We start from the raw sequence: 15,047 nt of genomic DNA, 5'->3' as shown, positions 1-15,047 counted from the left end.
GCCCGCCGCGCGCGCGAGGTCCACGTCGGGGCGCCGTGTGATTCGGTGGCTGTTCGGTTGCACGGGGCGCCCGCTATCGTGACGACCGGATGGTCATCCCTTCGACGGCGGAGCGTAGGCGGCGCCTCGCGGTGGTGATCGGGAGCCTTGCGATCTGTCTCGGCGCCGGCGTGCTCGGCCTGGGGCACGGAGGGCCCGGGGCGACCGCGCCCGACACCCGCTTCCTCTACCTCGCGGGCAAGTACTGGCTCGCGGGGGTGAATGCGTATGCGCCGCAGGCGGCTCCGCTCTGCATGGTGCTCGCGCGCGGGTCGCTGCGGACGGCCGTGCTGCTCATGGCCGTGCTCAACCTCGCCGCTACGGCGGTCCTCGCCTGGATCGCCGTGGCCATGGTGGAGGAAGCGGTCCCCCCCACGACGTCCACGGTCCAGCGCTGGTACGTGCCGGCGCTCGTCGTGGGGAACCTGTCGACGGCGTTCGTGCTGTGGATGGGCCAGACGACGTTGATCGTGGCAGCGGCGCTCGCGGCGGCCTGGTGGTGTGTGCGTCGCGGGTGGTCGATCGCGGCCGTCGTGCCGCTCGCGCTCGCGACGATCAAGCCGCCGCTCGGCAACGATCTCTTGCTGTACGCGCGCGTGGTGCTCGTGATGGCGGCGCTCGGCTGGCTCGGGGCGCTCAGTGTCGCCGCGGCCCGCTCGGCGGCGCTCGGGACTCAGCCGGCGGCGCTCGCCCCCTGGGGGCGGTGGTTCCCGAGCACCAGCCGGATGCCGTAGGCCAGGTCGCGCGTCGTGCAGGGCTTCGTGAGGTAGTACTCGGCGCCCTCCTTGTAGCCGGTCAGCACGTCCTCGTCCTGGCTCTTCGCGGTCAGCAGGATGACGGGGATGGCGGTCGTCGCGGGATCGCGCTTCAGGCGCGACAGCACCTCGAGGCCGCTCATGCGCGGCATCATGACGTCGAGGAGGATACAGTCCGGGTGGCGCTCGGCGATCTGCGCGAGCGCGTCCGGGCCGTCGAGCGCCGTCCGCACCTCGAAGCCGAGTCCGGAGAGCATGCGGGCGGTCATGCGGGTGGCGTTCTCGTTGTCGTCGACCACCAGGATCGTGTCGGCCATCGTGTGCCTCCTTGTGCGCCGCTCACGCCGGCGCGGCCGTCGTTCTCAGGTCGCGCGCGGCGCCGGCTGCGCGACCTGGCGCCCGAGCGCCAAGCTCACGCCGTAGATCAGCTCGTCGGCGGTGAAGGGCTTGGTGATGTAGTAGTCGGCGCCCTGTTGGTAGCCGCTCAGCAGGTCGTCGTCGGTCGACTTCGCGGTCACCATGATGATCGGGATGGTCGCCGTCGCGGGATCCGCCTTCAGCGCGCGGAGTACGTCGAGCCCGCTCATGCCGGGCATCATGACGTCGAGCAGCACCAGGCTCGGGCGCTGGCGCTCGACCATCGCGAGCGCCTCGGCGCCGTCGTGGGCCGTGATCACGGCGAAGCCGCGCTGCGTGAGCATGCGCGCGCTGATGAGCGCGATGTCCGCGCTGTCGTCGACGACGAGGATGGTGTCTCCCATGAAGGCGTCCTTTCGGTTAGGGGGCTTCGCGCACGGCGACGATGCGCGCGCGCGCGGGCAGAGGGGCGAGCGTGGCGGCGAGACGGAGCGCGGCGTCGCTCGCGCGCACGAATCCGGCGCCGTCGACGGCGAGGGCGGGCGCGCCCGCGGCCCACGCGCCGCCGCACACCTCGAGGGTCGCGCCGGGCGCGACGTCGATGCCGCCGGCCGCCGCGAGCACGCCGGTGAACGCGAGGCGACTCGCGATCCGGAGACGACCCGCGACGTAGAGGGCGCCGACGCCCGCGGTCGGCTGATCGGCGACGGCGTCACCGTCGACGACCGTGAAGCGCGGCGCCGCGGGGTCGCCGAGCGCCGCCGGCAACGCGCCCGCGGCGAGGCGCGTCGCGCGCGCGTCGCCCTCGACCTCGGCGAACGAGGGGGCCTCCCGGCGCGTGATGCTCGGCGCGGCGCCGCGCCCGACGATGCGCTCGGGGTGCGCGAGGAGGGGCAGCCCGGCGCCTTCCGGGAGCGCGAGGCCGGGCCGTGCAGGGCCCGGGCCGGGAGCGGTACAGCCGCTGGCCATGTCGAAATCTCGGCCGTCCAGCGAAAAATCTGGAGTCAGCGACCCGAGATCTCCCGTCAAGGAGAGGGCGCCGGGCTGCAACGGCGCGCGTTCGCGGCCGATCAGTGCCTCGAGCCGTCGCCGGACGGGCGGCGGGCCGAAGGCGTTCACCCGCAGGATGACACGTGCGTTGCCATCTCGCGTGTCGTCGGGCGGCGTTTCGTCGGCGTCGTCGGCGAGGCCCTCGCCCCAGGTCCAGGCGGCTCCGCTCGCGGGCGGCGAGGCGGGAGTCGTCGCGAGCGCGTCGGTGAAGGCGTGGCCGGGCGGCAACCCGGCCGTGACGTCGGCCAGCCCCGCCTCGGCGAGATACCAGGCGCGCACGCCGTCGCGATCGAGCCGCGCCCGCGCGAGCGCGCGCCGGCCGAGCTCGGCGAGCCCGCTCGCGACGATGCCCGCGAGCGCCATCAGGAGGAGCGCCGCGAGGAGCGCGCTGCCGCGGGCGGTCATCGGTTGAGGAGGCGCGCGCCGCCGTGCACGCGCACGGCGGGCCGTCCGGGCGGCGTCGCCGTCAGGTCGATCGCGACGAGCCGCGCCGCGGCGGCGGCCGCTGGATCGGCCGGGTCGAGCGCCGCCCCCGCGGCGTCGAGCCAGTCGAGGCGAAGCCCGTCGCTCGCGACGTCGGAGAGGATCGGGAGCGACTGTGCGCCGACGACCCGTTGCAGGCTCCGGCTCGCCGCCGCGACCCGATAGGCGATACGCTCGTCGGAGGTCGCGTCGATCGCGCCGTTGCCGTCGAGGTCGGCGTGCAGCTCGACGCGGTCGGCGGCGACGACGGTGAAGGCCGGGAATCCCACGCCCCGCGGGTTGTAGCCGGCGACGCGGAGGTCGCGCACGAGCTGGTCGAGGGCCGCCGCGGTCTCGATCGCGGCCTCGGCGTCGGTGCCGGCGCGGAGACCCGCCGCGAGGCCGGCGCGACCGACGGCCCCGAGTGCCGCCGTCGCGACCAGGCCGAGCACCATCGCCACCAGGAGCTCGACGAGCGTCATCCCGCGCTCCGCGGCGGGGCGCCTCATTCGCCCACCGGGGGCGGCAACAGGCGCCGCGTGCCGAGCGCGACGCGCTCCGGCGGCCGCCCGGCGGCGACGGCGATGCGGAGATCCGCCACGAGACCATCGTGCGCGACCGTGCGCACGCGCCCGACCGGCCCGGGAAAGCCCGCCATGTCGAGCGTGGCCTCGTCGCTCGCGGCGGTCGCTGCCGTTGCCGCGAGCCGCGCGAGCTCGCGACCGGCGAGCGCCGTCGTGCGCGCGAGGGTCGCCGCGCGGTGTGCGGCGCGGAGCGCGCTCCGCGCCGCCGACGCGACGAGCGCGCCCGCGAGCGCGACCAGCACGAGCGCCACGAGCGACTCGACGACCGCCGACCCTGCCTCGCGCCGTCTCACGTCCGGCCCCACTCGATCGTGACCCGGCCGCGTTGGTTCAGCCGCAGCGTCGCGCGCAGTCCGCGGCGATCGACCAGGACGACCGTCCCGTTCTCGGCCATACCGCGCGGCGAGAACACCAGGTCGCCCCCCGAGTTGGCGTCGGCGATCCGGACGCCGCGCGGGAGGGTGCGGAGCGCCGTCAGGTGGAACGTGCCCTCGTCGTCGGCGCCCTCGACGCGATAGCTGGCGGCGCCGCGCGTGAACACGAGCCGCGCCCGCGCCGCCGATGCGACCGCGCGCACGCGCGCATCGTGCAGATCGGCCGCGAGCGCGTGGGTCGCCGCGTCGAGACGGAAGACCGGCTCGAGCCGCGCCCACCCGAGCACCGCGCCAGCCGCCAGGATCCCGAGCGCCCCCATCACGACCGCGAGCTCCACCACCGTGAAACCGCATGCCTCGTCGACGACCCGCATCGCATGTCACCTCCGACGCTCGTTCTACGCGCCGGGCGCGGCGGAGGAACCGCTATTCGTAGCGGGTCCGGCGGCTCAAGCGTCCGGGCCGGAAGGCCGATACTTCCGTGATGGACCGCGTCTTCGCCGTCCTCCTCAGCGCCTGGGCGCTCCTCGGCCTCCTCCCGGTCGGCGCGTGGACCGGTGTCACCGACGGTGCCTACTACGGCGCCGCGTGGACCCGCTGGGCGTGGGCGCTGCTGGTCGTCGCCCTCCTGACGGTCCTGGTCCTGCTCGTCGGGCGCGAGCGGGCGCCGGCGGCGCTGCGCGCCGGACTCGCCCGCGTGCTCGCGCCCTCGCGTGGTCGGTTCCTCGCGGCGATCGGGCTGCTCGCCGCGGCCGAGGCGGCGGCGGTCGCTTGGTGGCACTTCGGCCGCATGCCGCCGGTGATCGACGCCTGGGTGCAGTACTTCCAGGCGCGCCTGCTGCTCTCCGGGGAATGGGTCGCGCCCGTACCGCCGTCGCGGGCGCATTTCGAGACGCTCTTCGCGCCCGTCACGTCGCACGGATGGTTCGGGCAGTATCCGCCGATCCATCCCATGCTGCTGGCGCTCGGGCTGGCGGTCGGCGCGCCGTGGCTGGTGACGCCGCTCCTCGCGGCCGCGCTGCCGGCCGCCGTCCACGCGTTGGCGCGCGCCGTGGACCTCGACGAGCGCACGGCGCGCCTCGCGGCGCTGCTGGTGCTCGCCTCGCCGTTCGTCGTCGCGATCGACGCGAGCGCCATGAACCACCTGCCCGCGGCGCTCGTCGTCACGGCCGGCCTCGCCGCGCTGCCAGCGGTGGCGGCGGGGCGCGTGCGCGCGGGCGTCGCGCTCGGCGCGGCCGTCGGCGCGGGGCTCGGTCTCCGGCCGCTCGACACGATCGCGCTCGCCCTCGTCGCCGCGCCGAGCGCGTGCGTGGCGCTGCGCGCGCGCGGCGGGCCGTCCACCCTCGCGGCCGCGGCGGCCGCGGCGGCCGTCGCGCTGCTGCCGACGCTCGTCTACAACCACGCGACGACGGGGAGCGCGTTCACGTTCACCTACGCGCTCGTCCAGGGCACGCTCCTCGGCCTCGAGCGCGACGTGCCCTGGGGCTCGACGCTCACCCTCGCGCGCGCTCTCGGGCTGACGGCGATCGACGCCCATCAGACGAACGTCTACCTGCTCGAATGGCCGGTGCCGGTCACGCTCCTGGCGGCGGCCGGCTGCTGGCTCGCGGCGGCGAGGACCCGCCTCCTCGCGGGCTACCTGCTGACGCTCGTCGGATGTCTCTTCTTCTACTTCCACCGCGACACTCTGTTCGGACCGCGCCTCGTGTTCTCCGCCGTCCCGGCCCTCGTCGTGCTCGTGGCCGCCGGCGTCGTCGGGCTCGCCGATCGGCGACGCGTGTTTTCGGGGACGCGCCTCGCGCTCGGCGACGTCGTGACGGTGACGGTCGCGACGACGGCGATCGTCGCCACGATCGGCCTCGCCCCGGCCCGCCTCGCCTCGCACGCGACGCGCGGGACGGCGATCGCCCTCCATCCCGAGGAGGACGCGCGCCGCACCGGCATCGACCGCGCCCTGATCCTCGTGCCGGACGGTCTCGGCTCGCGGCTGATCGTGCGCATGTGGGCGCGCGGCGTGCCGATGGCGCGCTCCACGCGCTACTACAAGCGCGCCGACGCCTGCCGGCTCGGCGACGAGCTCGCGCGCCTCGCGCCGGGACCGGACGCGGAGACGCGCCTCGCGGCCGCGCTCGCCGACGCGTCGCCGGGGCACCGCGTCGCCGGAGCGAGTCCCGATCCGCTGCTGCGCCTCCCCGACGACCGGAAGCTCTCGCCCCGCTGCGCGGCCGAGCTGGCGCGCGACCGCGCCGGGATGCTCCAGTTCGCGCCCTACGCCTATCTCAACGCCCCGGAGCTCGACGGGCCCATCGTGTGGGCGCGGGAGCTCGGCGCGGAGGACGCGGAGCTCGCGCGCCGCTATCCCGACCGTCCCGTCTACCGGTATCGCGGGCCGCAGCGCGACGGCGCGTCACCGTTCGTCCGTCTCGCCGATCGCGGCGACGCGTTCGCGGCCGCCGCCGCGCCGCATCAGCTCCCGAAGTAGAAGGCGAGGATGCGCTCGCCCCAGAAGAGGTAGACGAGCGCGCCGCCGGCGAGGAATGGACCGAACGGGATCGCGAGCTTCGTGTCGGCGCCCTCGTAGAGCATCACGACGACGCCGATCAGCGAGCCGATCACGGAGCCGACGAAGAGCGTCACGAAGATGCTCTGCCAGCCGAGGAAGGCGCCGATCATCGCGAGGAGCTTGACGTCTCCGCCGCCCATGCCCTCGACGCCGCGGAGCTTCTGGTAGGTCCACGCGACGGCGAGCAGCGTCCCGCCGCCGGCGAGCACGCCGAGGAGCGCGTCGCGCGGGGTCACGAGCGGCGACACCAGCGAGAAGGCGAGGCCGATCGCGATGCCCGGGAGGCTGATGACGTCGGGGATGATCTGGTGGTCGAGGTCGATGAAGGTGATGACGACGAGCGCGGCGGCGAAGGCGAAGTAGCCGGCGAACGCCAGCGTCGGTCCGAGCCGCAGGAAGAGAGCGACCGCGAGGGCGCCCGTGAGCACCTCGACGGCGGGATAGATCGCCGAGATCCGGACGCGGCAGCCACGGCAGCGGCCGGCCAGCACGAGGTAGCTCAGGATCGGGACGTTGTCGTACCACGCGAGGAAGGTCCGGCACGTCGGGCAGTGCGAGGGCGGCCGCACGATCGAGCGCCCGTCGGGGAGCCGCGCGATGCAGACGTTCAGGAAGCTGCCGATGATCGCGCCGAAGGTGAAGACGAACGCGAGCGTCAGGGTCTCCATGTCGCGGGTCAATGTAGCAGAGACCGCCGGGCCGTTAACCTCAGAATCGGCCGGGAGGGACGACGGCGCTCGCGGCCATGCGCGCGTCGCGCGGCGGCGGAGCCCACGAGCGGTCGGCGGCCGGGAAGGTCGTCGCGAACGGCTTGGCGTCGTAGACGAGCCGGCCGGCATGGAAGCGCGCGAGCGCGTCCGCGTGGCGCTCGCCGATCCGCAGGAAGACGAAGCTCACCTTGTCCGAGTAGACGTACTGCCAGTCCGGGTGGCCGCGCAGGTGTTCGGCCGATCCGTGCGCGCGGTCGGCGATGACGACGTCGGTCGGGTACTGGTTCAGGAGGTCGTCCCAGCCGGGCTCGCCGGTCATGAAGCGCCAGGCGGCGGCAAGGAGATCCTGCGGGTAGGCGGTCGTGAACCGCCCGTCGACGGCCACCCGCGAGCCGGTCGGCAGCGCCCATAGCGCATACTCGCCCCAGCTGAACGGGAGGGCGACGTTGCCGACGATGTCATTCTGCACGAGGAAGCGCACGGCCTGGACGGGGTAATGGCTCGGGAGCACCGTGATCTCGCCCCGCCACGCCCCGGCGAGGAGGATCGCGAACACGGCCTGCATCGTCGCCGCGGCGGCGAGCGCCGCGCGCGCGACGACCGAGATCCGAGCGCCGGCGGCGGCCACCCAGCGGCGTCCGAGCTCGACGAGCGTCGCGGCGACCAACGGCGCGGCGGCGATCGCGAAGAGCGGGACGTGGCGCTGATGGCGGAGCGCCACGACGGCGGTCGCCGCGACCACGGCCGTCTCCGCGAGCGCCGGCCGGAGCATCACGGTCCCGACGGTCGCGATGAGCAGCATCAGCTTGAAGAGCGGGAACGACGCGTCGAGGAGGCCGACCGGCGCCCACTCGGTGATGGGCACGGCCGGCGTGACGTCGCGCAGGAGGAACGCGACCAGGCGGAGGCCGTAGGGGTTCACGGCGAGGGCGGCGGCCGTCAGGGCGAGGAGCAGCGTCGAGCCGCCCGCGTCCCGGACTCCGAGCGTCCCGTGCCAGAGCTCGGTGGTGCGCGCCGCCGTGAGCGCGATGGCGGCCAGCCCGACGCCGGCGAGCACGCCGCCGTGCACGTTCACCCAGAGGGCGACGAGGAGCGGCAGCATCCAGGCGCCGCCGACGGCGCGGCGGCCGCTCGCGCCCACGACCTCGAGCGCCACCGCCAGGAAGAGCATGGTGAAGAGCTGCGGCCGGATCATGAAGCCCGGGCGCATCACGTAGAGCGCGAAGACGACCGCGAGGGTCGCGGCGAGGGCGTCGCCGCTCCGTCGCCGCGCCGTCCGCCAGAGGACTGCGGCGGTCGCGATCCCGAGCGTGACCTTCAGCGCCACGAGGCCCGCCGAGCCGGCGAGCCGATACGCGAGGGCCATCGCGCCTTCGGCCAGGATCTCGTGGTTCACCCAGGGCTGGGTGGGCGTGGTGTAGGCGAAGGTGTTCTCGAGGTGGAGCGTACCGGCGAGGAGCGAGGAGCCGAAGATCAGGTGACCCCAGAGGTCGGGGTCGGCGAAGGAAGGGACGAGGATCGTGAGAGCGGTGGCGATCCAGAGTCCGTGCAAGGTCAGCCGTTCGCGCATCTCGACTCGCTCTCCTCCACAAAAAGAGACGCGGGCGGACCCGCAGGTGCGCCCGCGCCGTTACGGTCACACCAGTGTCAGCCGACTGCGGGCATTACGAGGTGGTGCACACCATGTTCGGCTCGCCGGAGGTCGGGTTGCTCGTCCATGTGCACGAGAAGCCGGAGGTGCCCTTCGGCGAGTCGCAGGTCACGCTGAAGTCGGTGTCGCTCGCGGTGAGTGCGACGTTGACGTCTTCCGACTGCACGAAGCCCGGAAGGCTGCCCGCCGCGTCCGAGTACGTCGCGTTGTCGACGAAGTACGCTTCCTCGGCCGTCGCGGCGTTGCGGCAGTCGCTCTCGGCCCGGGCGTCGAAGCCCTTGGCACGGTACGCGGCGAACTGCGGAATCGCGATCGCGGCCAAGATGCCGATGATCGCGACGACGACCAGAAGCTCGATCAAGGTGAAACCGGACTGATTCTGCTTAGTCATTGTGTCTGCCTCCTAGTGTCTCGGGGCGTCCATCGTCCCGAAGCCGATTTGTTGGAGCGCTGGGGGAGCAAGCGAGGTGCCACGGAGCCCGGAGGCCCGGCCGCCGTGGCGGGCGGCGCGCCCGGTTTTCAGCGGGAACGCGGATTTCTCGCATGGCCGCTACGTCGACCCGCGAGTCGCTTTCGCGTCCGCGACGCCGCTTCGTGTACGAGAGCGCAACGCGTGCGCGCAGCGAGACCGTCAAAAACCGGCGAATTCCTTGACGGTGACATTTTTTGACTGTCACGAAAACGCCGCTGATCGGGTCGGCGACGACATCGCGCGCAGCCGATGCGCCATCGCGGAGTCGTGCTCCGCTCGCGACTGCGGTGGGTTGGGTCGGCTCGAAAGAGTCGAGTCCCCTGCCACGCGCGCTCAGTGGCGGCGCGTTCGAGCCGACCCAGCCGCGCCGCCCTGCGGTCGAGCGCGCGACGCGACGCCTGCTCTTCGCGGCCCGACGGCGCGCGGTGCGCGTTCGCCATGCGGCTGCGCGCGGCGGTGTCAGTTCAGGACGGAGCCGAGGTCGAGGTCGTCGTCGTCGGGGCTCGCAAGGCCGTACTTCGAGAGGCGGTGCCGGAGGCTCCGGTACTTGATGCCGAGGAGCTCGGCGGCGCGCTTGCGGACGCCGCCCGCGCGATCGAGAGCGGCGAGCAGCATGTCCTTCTCGTAGGTTGCGAGCTGCTCGTCGAGGTTGCAGCCCTCGCCGAAGACGGGTGGCGCCGGAGGCTCGGGCTCACCGCCCGCGGCGGTCGCCTCGCCGCGCGCCAGGACCTGTGCGGGCAGATCCTGCTCGGTGAGCGTGTCGCCCTCGCAGAGGGTGATCGCGTGATCGATGACGTTCTCCAGCTCGCGGATGTTGCCCGGATACGCGTAGGTGCACAGGGTGCGAAGCGTGCGCGGCGACACCCGTTCGACGGTCTTCCCGTGGCGCGCGGAGCAGATGCGCAGCAGGTGGACGAGGAGGAGCGGGATGTCCTCCGGGCGGGAGCGCAGGGACGGCGTCTCGATGCGGATCACGTTCAGGCGGTAGTAGAGATCCTCACGGAACTTGCCCTCCGCGACCAGCCGTTCGAGGTCGCGGTTGGTCGCTGCGACGACGCGCACGTCGACCGGCATCGCGGTCGTGCCGCCGACCGGGACGATCTGGCGTTCCTGCAGGACGCGCAGCAGGCGCACCTGCATCGGCAACGGCAGCTCGCCGATCTCGTCGAGGAAGATGGTGCCGCGATGCGCCTGGCGGAAGAGGCCCGGCCGGTCGGTGACCGCGCCCGTGAACGCCCCGCGCACGTGGCCGAAGAGCTCGCTCTCGATGAGCGTCTCGGGGATGGCGCCGCAGTTCACCGGGACGAACTCGCGGTCGACGCGTGGACTGCGCGTGTGGATGGCGCGCGCCACGAGCTCCTTGCCGGTGCCGCTTTCGCCGGTGACGAGCACGGTCGAGTCGCTCGGCGCGACCTTCCCGACGAGTGCGAACACGCGCCGCATGGCCTCGCTCTCGCCGACCAGCCCCTCGAAGACGGTGACGTCGGTCTCGCTCGTGGCGCGGACCGTGTCGGCGTAGGCCTCGAGCTGCTCCTGCTCGCGCAGGCGCGCCTCGAGCTCGCGCACGGTGGTGACGTCCTGGAGCACGTAGATGCGGCCGATCGCGTGGTGGAACGTGTCGGTCAGCGTGCCGACCTTCACGCGCACGTGGCGTTGCGATTCGCCCGGGTCGCCGAGCGCGAGCTCGACGGGGACGCCGTCGGCCGCGAGCCCGGCGGCGCCCGGCAGGACGTCGTCCAGCGCCGCGCCCGACGTGCCCGGCGGCAGCGCCAGGATCTCCGCGGCGGTCGGATTGGCGGAGACGATCCGGCCGTTGCCGTCGGTCACGACGAGGCCGTTGTCGACGGCGTTCGCCACCAGCTGCTGCAGCACCTCGATGCGTCCGAGGTCTTCCTGGCGGGCCGCGAGCAGACTCTCGGCGGCGGCGAGCTGCGTCGAGAGGTAGCGGGCGAGGCCGGCGATCGCGAAGAACGAGAGGATGATCGTCCCATGGCTGACGGCGTGCGGTCCGAGCGGCATTCCGGCCGGCGCGCCGACCGCGAGCTCCGTCATCAATGTGCCGTACACGATCGCCGCGACGGCGGCGGTCGCGACGACGCCGCGTCCGAGCCGCAGGAGCGCGCTGTTCAGGATGACCACGTTGTAGAGGACCGCGAGCGGGCTCGCGAGGCCGCCCGTTGCGAGGATCACGAGCGTCACCAGCGCGAGGTCGACCGCGACCTGCGCGCCCGCGAAGAGCACGATGTGGCGGACGCGCGGCAGCAGCAACGCCGAGATCGCGGTCACGCCGTAGCCGAGCGCGATCAGGCCGAGGCGTGGATCGGGCCCGGCGGCCTCCTGTGGTCCGTAGACCCAGGCCGCGAAGGCCAGGAACATCGTCACCAGGACGGTGCGGACGACGAGGAACCAGCCGAGCCGGCGGCGGAGCGCCTGGTCGCGCGGCGCGGGCGCGACGCCCCCCGCCTCGGCGGACGCGTCGTCGGCGGAAGGCTCGCTCATCTCAGGACAGCACCGATCCGAGCTTGAAGATCGGCAGGTACATCGAGACCACCAGGCCGCCGATCAGGCCGCCGAGGATCAGGATCACCATGGGCTCCATGAGCGAGGTCAGGTTGGCGACGGCATTGTCGACCTCGTCCTCGTAGAAGTCGGCGATCTTCTGCAGCATCTGGTCGAGTGCGCCGGTCGTCTCGCCGACGGCGATCATCTGGCAGACCATCGGCGGGAACACCTTGGACGCGATGAGCGGCTCGGCGATCGTCTTGCCCTCGCTGATGCTGGAACGGGTGGCGAAGATCGCCTCCTCGATGATCTTGTTGCCGGCGGTCCGCCCGGTGATGGTGAGGGCGTCGAGAATCGGTACGCCGGACGATACGAGGGTGCCGAGCGTCCGCGCGAAGCGCGCGATCGCGGTCTTGCGGATGATGTCGCCGAAGACCGGCAGGCGGAGCCCCACCTTGTCGAGGTAGTAGCGGCCCTGGTCGGTGCGGGACGTGAAGACGAACCCGCCCGCGACGGCGATCATGCCGCCGACGATGAGCCAGAAGTTGTTGATGGTGAAGTTCGAGAGGTTGATGACGAACTGGGTGGGCGCGGGGAGCGCCTGGCCGAAGCTGTTGAAGAGCTCGGCGAAGACCGGGATCACGTACACGAGGAGGATGCCGGTGACGAGGACCGCCGCCGAGATGATGCAGGCGGGATAGATCATCGCGCCCTTGATCTTGCTCTTCAGCCTGACGATCTTCTCCATGTAGGACGCCAGGCGGTTCAGGATCGTGTCCAGGATGCCGCCGACCTCGCCGGCCGCGACCATGTTGGCGTAGAGGTCGGAGAAGATCTTCGGGTGCTTCTTGAGCGCCGCCGCGAAGGTGGAGCCGGCCTCGACCTCCTCCTTGACTTCTCGCAGCGCCTTGCAGAGCGCCTTGCTCTCGGACTGCTGCGAGAGAATCTCGAGGCACTGCACGAGCGGGAGGCCGGCGTCGATCATCGTCGCGAACTGGCGGGTGAACACGACGATGTCGTGCTGCTTCACCGGCGCGCCGAACGACGGCAGGCTGATCTCGCGATCGAAGCCCTTGCCCTTCTCCTTGATCTTCTCCGGGCTCGGATTGATGCGCTGGGTGCGCAGCCGCGTGATGACCGCCTGGCGGGTCATCGCCTCCATCTCGCCGCGCATGGTCTCGCCGTTCGGTCCGACGCCCACCCACTTGAATACCGGCATGGCCTACCGCCTCCTTCGCTCGCTTCGGCGCGTCGCGCTCAGTGGCGCGCCATCGGCCGCACCTTCTCGACGATGGCGGCCTGTTGTCCCATCATGGTCTTGAGCTCGTCGGGCTCGGTCGCGTGGCCGAGCGCCTCCTCGGTCGTGATCAGGCGGCGCTGGTGCAGGTCGATGAGCGCTTGGCTCATCGTCTGCATCCCGAACTTCTGCTGGCCGACCTGCATCTGCGAGTACATCTGGTGCACCTTGGCCTCGCGGATGAGGTTCCGGATGGCGGCGTTCGGGATCATCACCTCGGAGGCGAGGCAGCGGCCGCGGCCGTCGGCGCGCGGGATGAGCTGCTGCGACACCACGCCCTGCAACACCAGCGAGAGCTGCGCGCGCACCTGCTCCTGCTGGTGCGGCGGGAAGACGTCGATCACGCGGTTGATGGTCTGCACCGCGCAGTTGGTGTGCAGCGTCGAGAACACCAGGTGGCCGGTTTCGGCGACGACCAGCGCCGCCTCGATCGTCTCGAGGTCGCGCATTTCGCCGATGAGCACGATGTCGGGATCCTGCCGGAGAACGTGCTTCAAGGCGGGCGCGAAACCGTGGGTGTCCGCGAAGACCTCGCGCTGATTGATCATCGCGCGCTTGTGGTTGTGCACGAACTCGATCGGATCCTCGACCGTGATGATGTGCTCGGGCCGGGTGGCGTTGATCTTGTCGATGATGGCCGCGAGCGTCGTCGACTTGCCGCTGCCCGTCGGTCCGGTCACGAGCACGAGGCCGCGCGGCAAGGCGGCGAGCTCCATGACGGAGCGCGGCAGCCCCAGCTTGTCGAGCGGCGGGATCTCGTAGGGGATGGCGCGAAACGCGCCGCCGACGGCTCCCTTCTGATTGTAGAGGTTGCCGCGGAAGCGGCAGACGCCCTTGGCGGCGAACGAGAAGTCGAGCTCGCTGTCCTCCTCGAACTTCTTTTTCTGCGCTTCGGTGAGGATGCTGTAGCAGAGCTGGCGGGTGTCGGTCGCCGTGAGCGGCGGGTAGGCGAGCGGTCGGAGCTCGCCGTGCACGCGGATCAGCGGCGGGCTGTCCTGCGTCACGTGCAGGTCGGAGGCCCCCGCTTCCAGCATCAGTTGAAGGAAATCCTGGATGTTCACCATCGGGCGTACCTCCGCGAACTCACGCAGGGAGCAAGGGACATGCCGGGGAGGAACGTCAGCCCGCTTGCGCGTCCGGCATCGTGATCCGCAGTACTTCTTCGACGGTCGTCACCCCGTCGGCGATCTTGTTGATGCCGCTGCGGCGCAGGGTGGTCATGCCGGTCGCGATGGCGGTCCGCTTCACCTCGGCGGTGGACGCTCCCGCGATGACGGCGTCGCGGATGGATTCGTGCATCGGCATCACCTCGTAGAGCGCCAGACGGCCCTTGTAGCCGGTGCTGTTGCAGTTGCCGCAACCGGCGCCGCGGTAGCACGTCATGTGCTCTGCCATCTCGGCCGGCGTGCCGATGTCGACGAGCGCGTCGGGCGTCATCGGCGCCTCCTCCTTGCAGTTGGCGCAGATCACGCGCACCAGGCGCTGCGCCATGATGAGGTTGATCGACGACGCGACCAGGAAGGGCTCGACGCCCATGTTGAGGAGGCGGTTGATCGTCGAGGGCGCGTCGTTCGTGTGGAGCGTCGACAGCACCAGGTGGCCGGTGAGGGCGGCCTTCACTCCGATCTCGGCGGTCTCGAAGTCGCGGATCTCGCCGACCATGATGATGTCCGGATCCTGGCGCAGGAACGAGCGCAACGACGACGCGAACGTGAGGCCGATCGCCTCGTGCATCTGCACCTGGTTGATGCCGACCAGGTTGAATTCGACGGGGTCCTCGGCGGTCGAGATGTTGCTCGCCGTCTTGTTGAGCTCGGCGAGCGCCGAGTAGAGCGTGGTGGTCTTGCCGCTGCCGGTCGGGCCCGTGACGAGCACCATACCGTGCGGGCGGTAGATCGACTCCTTGAAGTCGGCGAGCGCCTTCTCCTCGAACCCGAGCTTCGTCATGTCGAGCTGGAGGTTCGACTTGTCGAGGAGCCGCAGCACGACCTTCTCGCCGAAGATCGTCGGCAGCACCGAGACGCGGAAGTCCATCTCGCGGTTGTTACCGAGCTTGAGCTTGATGCGGCCGTCCTGCGGCATGCGTCGCTCGGCGATGTCGAGCGACGCCATGACCTTCACGCGCGAGGTGATGGCGTTCTTGAGCTTCACCGGCGGCTGCATGATCTCGTAGAGCACGCCGTCCATGCGGAAGCGCACGCGCAGCATCTTCTCGTACGGCTCGATGTGGA

General features: G+C 71.7%; 15 protein-coding genes. 2 read left to right on the top strand and 13 right to left on the bottom strand.

From position 1 onward, the window contains the following. The first annotated feature begins 89 nt into the window (after window positions 1-89). Window positions 90-773, top strand: a complete 684-nt coding sequence (locus IT293_15835; GenBank protein MCC6766129.1) for a hypothetical protein — start codon at window positions 90-92, stop codon at window positions 771-773. Here the strand turns inward: IT293_15835 and IT293_15830 are convergent. The 6 genes from IT293_15830 to IT293_15805 are packed head-to-tail and all read right to left on the bottom strand — an operon-like array spanning window position 713 to window position 3,995. Next, on the bottom strand, window positions 713-1,111 hold the full coding sequence (locus IT293_15830) for a response regulator (GenBank protein ID MCC6766128.1): 399 nt from the start codon (window positions 1,109-1,111) through the stop codon (window positions 713-715). The genes IT293_15835 and IT293_15830 overlap by 61 nt on opposite strands. A 45-nt stretch (window positions 1,112-1,156) precedes the next feature. Next, window positions 1,157-1,555 carry a response regulator gene (locus IT293_15825; GenBank protein MCC6766127.1) on the bottom strand — a complete coding sequence of 133 codons (399 nt, stop codon included), beginning with the start codon at window positions 1,553-1,555 and terminating at the stop codon, window positions 1,157-1,159. Between the two features lie 16 nt (window positions 1,556-1,571). Then, window positions 1,572-2,606 (bottom strand): hypothetical protein, encoded by a 1,035-nt coding sequence (locus tag IT293_15820; GenBank protein MCC6766126.1) that lies wholly within the window; start codon window positions 2,604-2,606, stop codon window positions 1,572-1,574. Then, window positions 2,603-3,145: a hypothetical protein gene (locus tag IT293_15815; GenBank protein MCC6766125.1), complete on the bottom strand. Its 543-nt coding sequence runs from the start codon at window positions 3,143-3,145 to the stop codon at window positions 2,603-2,605. Before IT293_15815 ends, IT293_15820 begins: the two co-directional genes overlap by 4 nt. A 23-nt stretch (window positions 3,146-3,168) precedes the next feature. Further along, complete coding sequence (locus IT293_15810; protein MCC6766124.1) at window positions 3,169-3,540, bottom strand: hypothetical protein; 372 nt, start codon at window positions 3,538-3,540, stop codon at window positions 3,169-3,171. Then, window positions 3,537-3,995: a hypothetical protein gene (locus tag IT293_15805; GenBank protein MCC6766123.1), complete on the bottom strand. Its 459-nt coding sequence runs from the start codon at window positions 3,993-3,995 to the stop codon at window positions 3,537-3,539. The genes IT293_15810 and IT293_15805 overlap by 4 nt, the downstream gene beginning before the upstream one ends. 110 nt (window positions 3,996-4,105) lie before the next feature. On the opposite strand from IT293_15805, the gene IT293_15800 reads away from it, so the two are divergent. Beyond that, window positions 4,106-6,103 (top strand): hypothetical protein, encoded by a 1,998-nt coding sequence (locus tag IT293_15800; GenBank protein ID MCC6766122.1) that lies wholly within the window; start codon window positions 4,106-4,108, stop codon window positions 6,101-6,103. Here the strand turns inward: IT293_15800 and IT293_15795 are convergent. The 7 genes from IT293_15795 to tadA all read right to left on the bottom strand — a co-directional run. Next, window positions 6,088-6,852 (bottom strand): prepilin peptidase, encoded by a 765-nt coding sequence (locus IT293_15795; protein MCC6766121.1) that lies wholly within the window; start codon window positions 6,850-6,852, stop codon window positions 6,088-6,090. The two genes, IT293_15800 and IT293_15795, sit on opposite strands and share 16 nt — an antisense overlap. A gap of 40 nt (window positions 6,853-6,892) precedes the next feature. Next, the gene (locus IT293_15790) at window positions 6,893-8,464 is read right to left on the bottom strand and encodes a hypothetical protein (GenBank protein MCC6766120.1); all 1,572 of its coding nucleotides are present in this window, start codon (window positions 8,462-8,464) and stop codon (window positions 6,893-6,895) included. 94 nt (window positions 8,465-8,558) lie between these two features. Beyond that, window positions 8,559-8,936, bottom strand: a complete 378-nt coding sequence (locus IT293_15785) for a type II secretion system protein (GenBank protein MCC6766119.1) — start codon at window positions 8,934-8,936, stop codon at window positions 8,559-8,561. A gap of 540 nt (window positions 8,937-9,476) precedes the next feature. Beyond that, entirely contained in the window at window positions 9,477-11,516 is a 2,040-nt protein-coding gene (locus tag IT293_15780; protein MCC6766118.1) for a sigma 54-interacting transcriptional regulator, read from the bottom strand. A gap of 1 nt (window position 11,517) precedes the next feature. Then, the gene (locus tag IT293_15775) at window positions 11,518-12,738 is read right to left on the bottom strand and encodes a type II secretion system F family protein (protein ID MCC6766117.1); all 1,221 of its coding nucleotides are present in this window, start codon (window positions 12,736-12,738) and stop codon (window positions 11,518-11,520) included. Window positions 12,739-12,776: 38 nt separating this feature from the next. Then, complete coding sequence (locus IT293_15770; GenBank protein ID MCC6766116.1) at window positions 12,777-13,880, bottom strand: type IV pilus twitching motility protein PilT; 1,104 nt, start codon at window positions 13,878-13,880, stop codon at window positions 12,777-12,779. A 55-nt stretch (window positions 13,881-13,935) separates the two neighbouring features. Further along, the coding region (tadA, locus tag IT293_15765) for a Flp pilus assembly complex ATPase component TadA (protein ID MCC6766115.1) at window positions 13,936-15,047 on the bottom strand (1,112 nt) is incomplete at its 5' end.

Source organism: Deltaproteobacteria bacterium, assembly GCA_020848745.1.
GTDB lineage: Bacteria > Desulfobacterota > Binatia > UTPRO1 > UTPRO1 > UTPRO1.
The sequence above is the reverse complement of the archived record's forward strand: the minus strand, read 5'-3'. Positions and strand labels throughout refer to the sequence as shown.